General features: G+C 31.4%; 9 protein-coding genes. 6 read left to right on the plus strand and 3 right to left on the minus strand.

Translation table 11 applies throughout. From position 1 onward, the window contains the following. Positions 1 to 45 precede the first annotated feature (45 nt). From AOG55_RS05190 to pheA, 3 genes are all read right to left on the minus strand, one after another. Entirely contained in the window at positions 46 to 570 is a 525-nt protein-coding gene (locus AOG55_RS05190; protein WP_048101186.1) for a hypothetical protein, read from the minus strand. Continuing rightward, positions 567 to 833 carry a DUF211 domain-containing protein gene (locus AOG55_RS05195; protein WP_048101187.1) on the minus strand — a complete coding sequence of 89 codons (267 nt, stop codon included), beginning with the start codon at positions 831 to 833 and terminating at the stop codon, positions 567 to 569. The genes AOG55_RS05190 and AOG55_RS05195 overlap by 4 nt, the downstream gene beginning before the upstream one ends. Before the next feature lie 65 nt (positions 834 to 898). Continuing rightward, positions 899 to 1,711, minus strand: coding sequence for a prephenate dehydratase (gene pheA / locus AOG55_RS05200; RefSeq protein WP_048101188.1), 813 nt, complete (start codon positions 1,709 to 1,711; stop codon positions 899 to 901). Positions 1,712 to 1,835: 124 nt separating this feature from the next. On the opposite strand from pheA, the gene AOG55_RS05205 reads away from it, so the two are divergent. The 6 genes from AOG55_RS05205 (at position 1,836) to AOG55_RS05230 (ending at position 9,046) form a co-directional block, all read left to right on the plus strand. Continuing rightward, positions 1,836 to 2,816 (plus strand): hypothetical protein, encoded by a 981-nt coding sequence (locus AOG55_RS05205; protein ID WP_048101189.1) that lies wholly within the window; start codon positions 1,836 to 1,838, stop codon positions 2,814 to 2,816. A 274-nt stretch (positions 2,817 to 3,090) separates the two neighbouring features. Beyond that, positions 3,091 to 4,074 carry a Gfo/Idh/MocA family protein gene (locus tag AOG55_RS05210; protein WP_055041003.1) on the plus strand — a complete coding sequence of 328 codons (984 nt, stop codon included), beginning with the start codon at positions 3,091 to 3,093 and terminating at the stop codon, positions 4,072 to 4,074. Next, a complete protein-coding gene (locus AOG55_RS05215) occupies positions 4,013 to 6,532 on the plus strand; it encodes a tetratricopeptide repeat protein (protein ID WP_156318767.1) in 2,520 nt (839 codons plus the stop codon). The genes AOG55_RS05210 and AOG55_RS05215 overlap by 62 nt, the downstream gene beginning before the upstream one ends. A gap of 319 nt (positions 6,533 to 6,851) precedes the next feature. Beyond that, positions 6,852 to 8,258 carry an aromatic ring-hydroxylating oxygenase subunit alpha gene (locus AOG55_RS05220; protein ID WP_052656690.1) on the plus strand — a complete coding sequence of 469 codons (1,407 nt, stop codon included), beginning with the start codon at positions 6,852 to 6,854 and terminating at the stop codon, positions 8,256 to 8,258. A gap of 12 nt (positions 8,259 to 8,270) precedes the next feature. Further along, positions 8,271 to 8,798 (plus strand): aromatic-ring-hydroxylating dioxygenase subunit beta, encoded by a 528-nt coding sequence (locus AOG55_RS05225; protein ID WP_052656691.1) that lies wholly within the window; start codon positions 8,271 to 8,273, stop codon positions 8,796 to 8,798. 5 nt (positions 8,799 to 8,803) lie between these two features. After that, the gene (locus AOG55_RS05230) at positions 8,804 to 9,046 is read left to right on the plus strand and encodes a hypothetical protein (RefSeq protein WP_048101368.1); all 243 of its coding nucleotides are present in this window, start codon (positions 8,804 to 8,806) and stop codon (positions 9,044 to 9,046) included. Positions 9,047 to 9,074: the final 28 nt, after the last annotated feature.

Below are 9,074 nucleotides of genomic sequence, written 5' to 3' on the forward strand. Positions count from 1 at the left end.
TGCATGGTGACTCCACGCATGTCTGTACAACATAGTATAAAATGATTAAACTATTAACTTTAAATAAAATCCGGCGACGGTAACTATTATGCCTATTAAAATCATAATTAAAACCCATAATTTTGCACTGCCGGCTGTTGTTTTGCTTATAAACAGTCCAAGAACTCCCAGTGATATGTATGAAAATGCCAAGGGTATAATTATATTATTTTTTATGATTAAAGAGGAAAGAAGTGGAATTAATGCACCTGCAAAACCGCAAAGGGCTGCCATTAACGAACCTGCAATGGATTCAAGAAATATTCTATCACCCAGCTTCCCCTTTAATAAATAAGATGTGGATCTTAAATTAAGCTGCAATGCCGTTCTGTGAAGTTCCTCATTCAAACCTGCATACTGTGCTATAAAATAACTAAAGGTACCTGCGAAGGCAGACCCAAATGAGATCTTGAATGCCAGAAATATGGATATGCCATTATGTGCCAAGATGCCACCAGATGCAAGTATTAGGGCAGTTATTATTCCATCAGATAATCCAATGCTTAATGGAAATAAAAATTTGTTTTTCATTTTACTATGTGCTTCCCGGCAACCACTTCATCAATTGAATGTATGGCACACCCCATATCCTCTATAGTTTTTATTAAATAATTATAATTAATATTCATGCCCTCAACTATTATACTTGTGCCCATTGTTTCCATATCCATCTCGGTAACTGTTATTTTTACGGCCTCCACACCAGGGACCTCCTCTATTGATCCCGCAAGTTCTGTAAGCGTTGGCCTGTTCAAACCCTTGTCAACATCCAGCAAAATTCTCCTAAGATTCATAAGTTTTTCTAACTCCTGTATCTAATTTATTATTAGATATAATATTAATCACACATATTAAAATTTTATGAATTAAAATTAAATGATGCATCCTTATATGTTCCCAAAATCTTTAAAGTTCCTGCAATATTTTTTATTTCATTTATTGCATTTTCTGTATTTTTATTATTTTCTATATCGACAAAGAATATATAATTAAAAGGATTAAATTTAACCGGCCTCGATTCTATTTTTGACATATTTATTGAATACTTATCGAAAATGGAAAGAACCCTGTAAAGGGCACCTGGTGTGTTTGATGTTGAGAACACCATGCTTGTTTTGGTTTTACCATCTGGCTTTTCGGGAGATTTGGATAATAGGAAAAATCTGGTATAGTTATTTTTATTATTTTCAATTTCCCTCTGGATAATATGCATACCATATATGGACGCTGCCAGCTCACTGGCTATTGCCGCCCTGGCTTTATCCTTTAAACCTTTTACAATTTCCACACTTCCTGCGGTATCATACTCACTTACAGGTATAAAATTATGCGAGAAAATGAAATCGGAGCATTGTGCAAGTGCCTGAGGGTGTGAGTGAACGTATCTTATATCATCTATTTCACTATCCGGAAATCCAATCAAACAGTGGCTTATCCTAAGGTAATATTCCTTTACAATAAATAAATTATCCCGGTAAAGATTGTCATACGTCTCACTGACTGCACCCTCAATTGAATTTTCTATAGGAACCACACCTAAATCAATCTCCCCTTTATTTATGCCATCAAAAATTGACCTTATAAATTTGTATGGAACGTATTCGCCCTCAGCCAGTCTTTCTGCGGCTATATTACTGTATGCTCCCTTTTCTCCAAAATACCCAATCTTCAACCTGACCACTATCTTATATTTATATTTAACTTTTACTTTTAATTAAATAAGTAAACAAAAATAGGGCCAGATTGTCTCTGATTATCTGGCAAAGACTTTAAATATAATAAAATTATTAAATTTTATGAAAAATGTAACATCCACCAAAGGTTCCATAATGTTTTATTTAATTCCCTCTGTAATTTCCCTTGGCTTTTTTTTATATCTTACCATTTTTATTAGCATGAAATTATTTCAGTATATTGGTATATATTTTATAGCCCCAATTTTTTCAATTATAATCACATTACTTGTGTATCATTCAATAAAGAAGAATATTAAAAATAGGTCAACAATCTTAAAATTTTCATTATTGGTATTTGCTTTTTCTTATATATTACTGGAATCTATTTTTCTCATAATAAATATTCATACCCTTTTTTCAATTATTTTGCTCATTCCATTTGACCTAATAATAATTGCCATACCGTTTTACATTAATTATAGGGATAAGATGCCATACAATGGCATTCCGGGAGAATACAGCACTGATTTAACAACCAGATTAAGGGAAGTTACAGGAGATGAGGATATAGAAGTGTATATTTCTGAATTTAGCCGTGCAAATTTATATGGCGCAACCACCAGAGGCAATGACTGGAATTTAATAATTTATAAAAGTGCATTTGATAAATTCAATGAATCTGAACTTTTATTATACATGCTCCAGATTTATTACAGTAAAAAGTTTAATATAAATAAAATCATGCTTCGTGACATCTTTTTATGGTTTGTATTGATTGCAGATATGTTATTTATATCATATATACTTTCAATAGATTTGCCAGATAAATATGGAATTTATTTTCTTCCACTTTTAGCCTTATCTGTTATTCTTATTATCTTAACCCCTCTTATTATTAATAGAAAAATTATTGATTTGAATAAAGTTGTGGACAAAAAAATTTTGGAAAAAGCTGAAGACATGGAAACATTAAAATCCATGATTCTGAAGCTTGCCGATCGGGAACCTTTAAGGCCGCTACCACAATACCAGTATAACAGATATAAGCAAAGATTGCTCAAGAATGCTTACACCAGGATAAAAAACATAGAAAAATCATAAGTGCTGGAGCCTTAATATAAGAGATGTATACTATTCCAGGCTGGTAATTTAATATGGTATCTTATTATTAGGAAACACCATTTCCATGAATTCATAAGGATAATAATAGAGGTTTTATTTTATCTATTCCCGCTTTAGTATTGAATAATTAATTATTATACGTCTTCCTCACACAAATGTTTCTTTTATGTATTCAGGTAATGCAAAAATTTATTAATATTGATCAGTTGTATTCGTAAAGGAATATTTTAATTCCTATATAATAATGATAATTATGTCAGTTGAAATGAATGAAAATATAAATGTGGCCATTGTCGGATATGGTTATATTGCAAAGTATTGGGAAAAGGCCATACTAATGAATGGTAAAATGAATATCGTGGGAATTTATGATAAGAATATATCTACTAACATAACAGGACATAGTTTTTATAAAACTTTATCAAACCTGATTGATGATGATCGAATAAAAACGTGCATAGTATGCACACCGACAGATAACCATTACACAACTTCATCTCAAATTTTATTATCTGGAAAAAACATAGTGGTGGAGAAACCTTCAGTTCTAAATATAAATGAATATAATAATTTATTAAAAAGTGCTAAGGTAAATCATGCATTGATTTATAATGCATTTCATTTTGTATATTCGCCTGAAATTGTCTGGTTTAGGAAATCACTAAAAGAGCTTTATAAAAGTTATGGGAAAATAGGAAGTTTCTGTTCCTATTTTTCTGATCCATATTATATTAGAGGTGAATTACAAAATAAAGCTTTAAGTCTTTTAGGAAGCTGGGTTGATAGTGGGTCTAATATTTTAAGTATGCTATATTCCATTTTTGACGATATAAGTTTGGATTCACTAACATTTGGTGATAGTTACTCTGGAAACTTTTCTGATTTATTTTCAATTGCTTCAATGATGTTTAATGACTCTAAAAATGGCACCGGCTTTGGACATACAGTTACCAACTGGGTTTCAAACTCCTCACTTAAATACACGGATTTTATGTTTCCCGAAACAAATGTAAAAATTAGGCTAAACCATTCAGAACTTAAGGTTACACTCACAGATGATAAAGGAACCAAGATTTTGTTCTCATCTTCTGAGACTGATAGATTATTAGCACATTACACAGGACTTGTGGATGATGTATATAAATCACTGTCTGCAGGCAAGGGTAATGAAGATTATGGAAAAAGCATATACAGTACAATGTACGGCATTCAAGATTTGGGTGGTGGCATTGCCTGAGAGCAAGTTTTCAAGAAAAACACAGCAGGCTATTAAAAAGTTTACGGATAGAATAGAACCAGTGATGGTATTCAATCAATGGCTGGAGGCGATAACTACAGGTAAAATAACCAGAAAGGTTCTGGTTTATTACGGTGTGGGCGGAATAGGAAAAACACGGCTTATATCTAAACTAATGGATGACGTGGATAAAAGAAATAAAGAACAAAGTAAAATTAAAATAAATATCATATTTGCCGGAATGGATATAAATGAATACAACTCCCCATCTGCAGTTCTGCTTGGACTTAGAAAACAAATAAAGTTCCCATGTGTTCTTTTTGATTATGGCCTTGTTAAATACCTCTCCTCAATAGGAAAAACTGCTGATCAGATTAAGGAGTTTATACCTAAAAATAGCGTTATTTGGGATATAACAGGTGACATCCTTGAGGCAATACACATTCCTGTGGGGCTTATAGATAAAATTGCCATAAAGCTCAGGGAAAAGTACTCAATACAGTTTAAGGAATATCATAATGAAATTGAGGCCATTGATTCATGCAAAAGAAATCCGGAGGAAATATCTGAAAGGCTTCCACACCTTCTTGGAATAGATATTTCAATAGCTGCAAAAAGTAAAAATTCAATATTTGCCATATTTCTTGATTCATATGAATCAATATATAGGCGCCAGGATTTCCAGCTCGCAAATAATGATCCTGATGAATTTATACAGGAATTAGTACTTTCTTCTAAACAAACATTATTTATAATAGGGAGCAGGGAATATATAAAATGGGAGCAAAAGGATCCATCATGGAATGAAATACTTGATCAGCACATACTTGATTATCTCAGTGATCAGGATTCTGATTATTTCCTTAGATCCGTACCAATTTTAGATGAATCCATTAGAAAATCCATAATAAGCAGCAGCAAAGGACTTCCACTATACCTTGACCTCTGCGTTGAAATTTATTTGAGAAATAAAAATAATATGACTGCATATGATTTTATAATTCCAACCAATGAAATTATACCTAGGTTTCTATCACACCTTTCAGATGATGAAAGAACACTTTTCATTGCATTATCATACATTCATTTTTTTAATTTTAACATCTTTGAAATTCTTGTAAAGGAGCTTAATATACCAATTGCCATATCTGACTTTGACGAAATAGCCAGCCATTCATTTGTATTAAAAGTTGAGAATCTGGAAGGTATATACAAAGTACATGACAATTTTTATGAGTATGTTATAAACAATCCCACAATAAGTGGTAAATCGAAGATTATGGAAAAAATTTTTTCAGGTGTTATAAAATATCTTAATGATAATAAAAAAAGTATACCATATGAATCCATGGTGATTTTTTACCCCAACGTTATGAATCTTCTTTCCTACATGTCGGAATCAGGTATAGATATTGGAGAGAAGTTTATTGAACTTTCAATATTTATTGTTGATGCGGGGTACTGGAATGTTGTCGGAAGCATATCAGCCCAAATACTTAAAAGGCATCCCAATGATGATCGTATTCAGTTCCTTTTTGCTGTCTATCTAAGGAGAATTGGAATGCTGGAAGACAGTATTAAAATTCTTGAAAATATTAATCCAGAAAATCCATTATTTGGTAACTTTAAGGATTATATATCATATTACAAGGCCGATACATTGCGTGTTATGGGCAGGTATAAAGATGCACTTTCTATATTTAATGGGATCTCAGAAAAGTATAGAAATAATAAAGATAATGAAATTTATCTTAAATCACAAAATCAAATAGGAGATATTACATTTCTTTTTGGTAAATTTTTAGACGCTTTGAATATTCTGGAATCTGGATATGGGGAAAATAACATGAATACTGTACAATTTGCAGAGATGCTCAGAATAGAGGGTCATATCTATCGTTTTAATTTTATGCTGGAAGATGCAATTGCTAAATATTTCAACTCCATGGAACTGGCAAGAAAACTCAACGTTTTAGGCCTACAGGGTAAATTGTATAACAATCTTGTCGAGGCATACTGCTGGTTAGATGCTAATGAGGCGATTGAGTATGGAAAAAAATCAATAGAAATAAATAAAAACCTGAATGCTCCTGTGGAATACGGTAAAACCTATGCTGCATTATCTATAGCAAGCTCCATGAAGGGTGATTTTACCTCCAGCTTAAAATATTCTGATATGGCACTATCAATTCAGGAGCAAGTTAAGTATCCTGGTGGAATGGTTTATGCCCATGGAAGTTATTGCTTGATATATATTAAAACCGGTGATAAAAATAAATTTATGGAACATTACAATGAAATGAAAAAACTTGTTAAAAATCTTGGTGCAGAGAAGTATACAATGCTTCCCTATTATATATATTTAAATGATGCAGAACTTAAGGAGACATTCAAAAATCTGCAGTGGCTTGATTATGAAAAAACTCTGAAAATTGTAAAAACAATATTAAGTGATTAGATTTAATTATAAAATTAATATAAATATTGGTAAGCTTGTACTGTAAGCAAAGAAATTATAATCATCATATAAATATGTCTATAGATTTTTTAGCATCAAATTTGTTATCAGTATATATTTCCTGAATAAAAAAGTAGAATGATATAATTTTTAAAAATGTTGGAAAACAGATAATTTAGCTAATGGAACTAACTTTATATAATCTTTTATATAATCTTTTGTAAAAAATTGGAGGAAATTTAAATAATAGATATGTTTAAATATAATCATCATTATTATAAAAGAAAACTTTAAATATAATAATATATTATAATTTAATATGGTACAAGGTGATATAAAAACTATTCGTAATAAACCTAAAGAGGTTAATGATATTGTATCTGAAGATGAAAGTTTTAGATATGAAGAAATATTAGAATATAATTTAAGTGAAAGAGCCTTTAAGATGCTTGGCGAGGCCGAGAGTCTTATAGATGATGGATATGTTCCATTATACCTCTTATCAGATCCTGAAATTTACGAGGCTGAAAGGATAAAAGTATTTGCATCAAGCTGGAATTTCCTCGCTCACGAATCTGAAATCCCTTATCCAGGAGACTATGTTGTAAGATATATAGAACAAACACCATTAATAGTAGTTAGAGGAGAAGATAATAAGATAAGAGTTTTTTTAAATGCGTGTCCTCACAAAGGTAGAGAATTTGTTAAAGCAGAGATTGGTAATACATCCCATATAAGGTGCCCATATCATGGATTTGTCTATAATACAAAAGGAAAACTTGTTGGATGCCCAGTGCAGAAGCATGCAATAGGTGATGTTATAAATTACAATGATTTTAATATGTACCGTGTAAATGTAGAAATATATAAAGGGTTTATTTTTGCAAATCTTGATCCAAAACCTAAAAACGATTTATCAACTTTTCTTGGTGATTTTAAATTTTACTTTGATCTTGTTTCAAATAGGTCTGAAGCAGGATTATCATTCACAAATCCACAGAGATGGGTTGTTCCATTTAACTGGAAAGCAGCTGCAGATAATTTTGCTGGTGATATATATCACGCATTTACCGCGCATGCAACAGGATATGCGCTTTTTCCTAAAGAAACTATCAAGGCAAATACAGTATTAACAGGTCTGCAGGTTGATGCAGGGAACGGACATGGAATTGCATTTTCAAGGATAATAGATTCACCTCAGTGGTATGGAAATTGGTGGCCAGAATTAATTAGAAAGGCAAAAAATACATTAACGGAGAGCGAGTATAAATTTTGGGTTAAATATTCCACCAGCACAATTATTGGCAATGTCTTCCCAAATTTTGGATTCTTAAATGCAGGTATGCCATTTAAGGGTGGATCAACAGCTGAGGCTATAGCACCTATTTTAACATTCAGGGTTTGGAATCCTATATCTCATGATAAAACACAAATATGGAACTGGTTTGCAATTGAAAATGATGCTCCAGAAGATTTAAAAAAATATTCATATTTAGCATATCAACACTCATTTACAGCAAATGGTGTCTTTGAAGAGGATGATATGGAAAACTGGATAACACAAACACATGCTGGTAATAGCATGTTAAAACTAAAACTGGCAGAAAAGGTAGGTGAATATAAACCATTAATTGATGTTGGTGCTCCTGGTAATGTACAATCATACCCAAGTGATATAGGGTCTATGTCTTTTTGGAGGGAACTTGTGAATAAATTATTAGAATAAGGGTGATTTGCAATGATATACTCAAGCAAAAATATGGATGGAAATCATATAAATGACCTAATTGATGTTTTGTTATATGAGGCAGAAATATTAGATAATCATCAGTATGATAAATGGATAGATATGCTGACAGAGGATATAGAATATAAAATGCCTGTAAGAATTACAAGGGAAAAGGAGGATAAAGAAACTGATTTAGAACTTTCAAAATCTCAGTATCATTTTATAGATAATAAAGAATCCATACTAATGCGGGTAAACAGATATAAGAATGAATATGCATGGTCAGAAAATCCACCATCACGCACAAAACATTTTATTACAAATGTAAGAATTGAAAAAGTCAATGAAACAGAATCAATTGTAAAATCATATGTATTATTTTATAGAAGCAGAAGAGACAATGCATATCCAGAAATCTTCGCATATGAAAGACTAGATAAATTTAGATATGAAAATAATAAATGGAAACTTGCAAAAAGAAATATAATACCAGAAAATTCAGTTTTACCGTTAATGAATCTATCAAATTTCCTGTGATGAAAATGGAAAATAAAAATTATTATGAGAAAGATGGAGAAACAATAGATATTACAAATGAATTTGCCACTGTAACTGTTAAAAAGGTATATACAAAGAACGGTACAAGACTGGAGATATCTTCTCCAAAATTAGGTAGTAGAATAGTATTGAGTGCAATAGAGCTTGAAAGTTTAACATGGCAGGACAAATCAATATTTGATAAATTTTTATCAGACCCATATGGTTCGTCAATCGCTGATGATTAGTATTTTTTGATATTCGGAATTTTAATAA

Origin of the sequence: Acidiplasma cupricumulans (assembly GCF_001402935.1) — an archaeon.
Classification (GTDB): domain Archaea; phylum Thermoplasmatota; class Thermoplasmata; order Thermoplasmatales; family Thermoplasmataceae; genus Acidiplasma; species Acidiplasma aeolicum.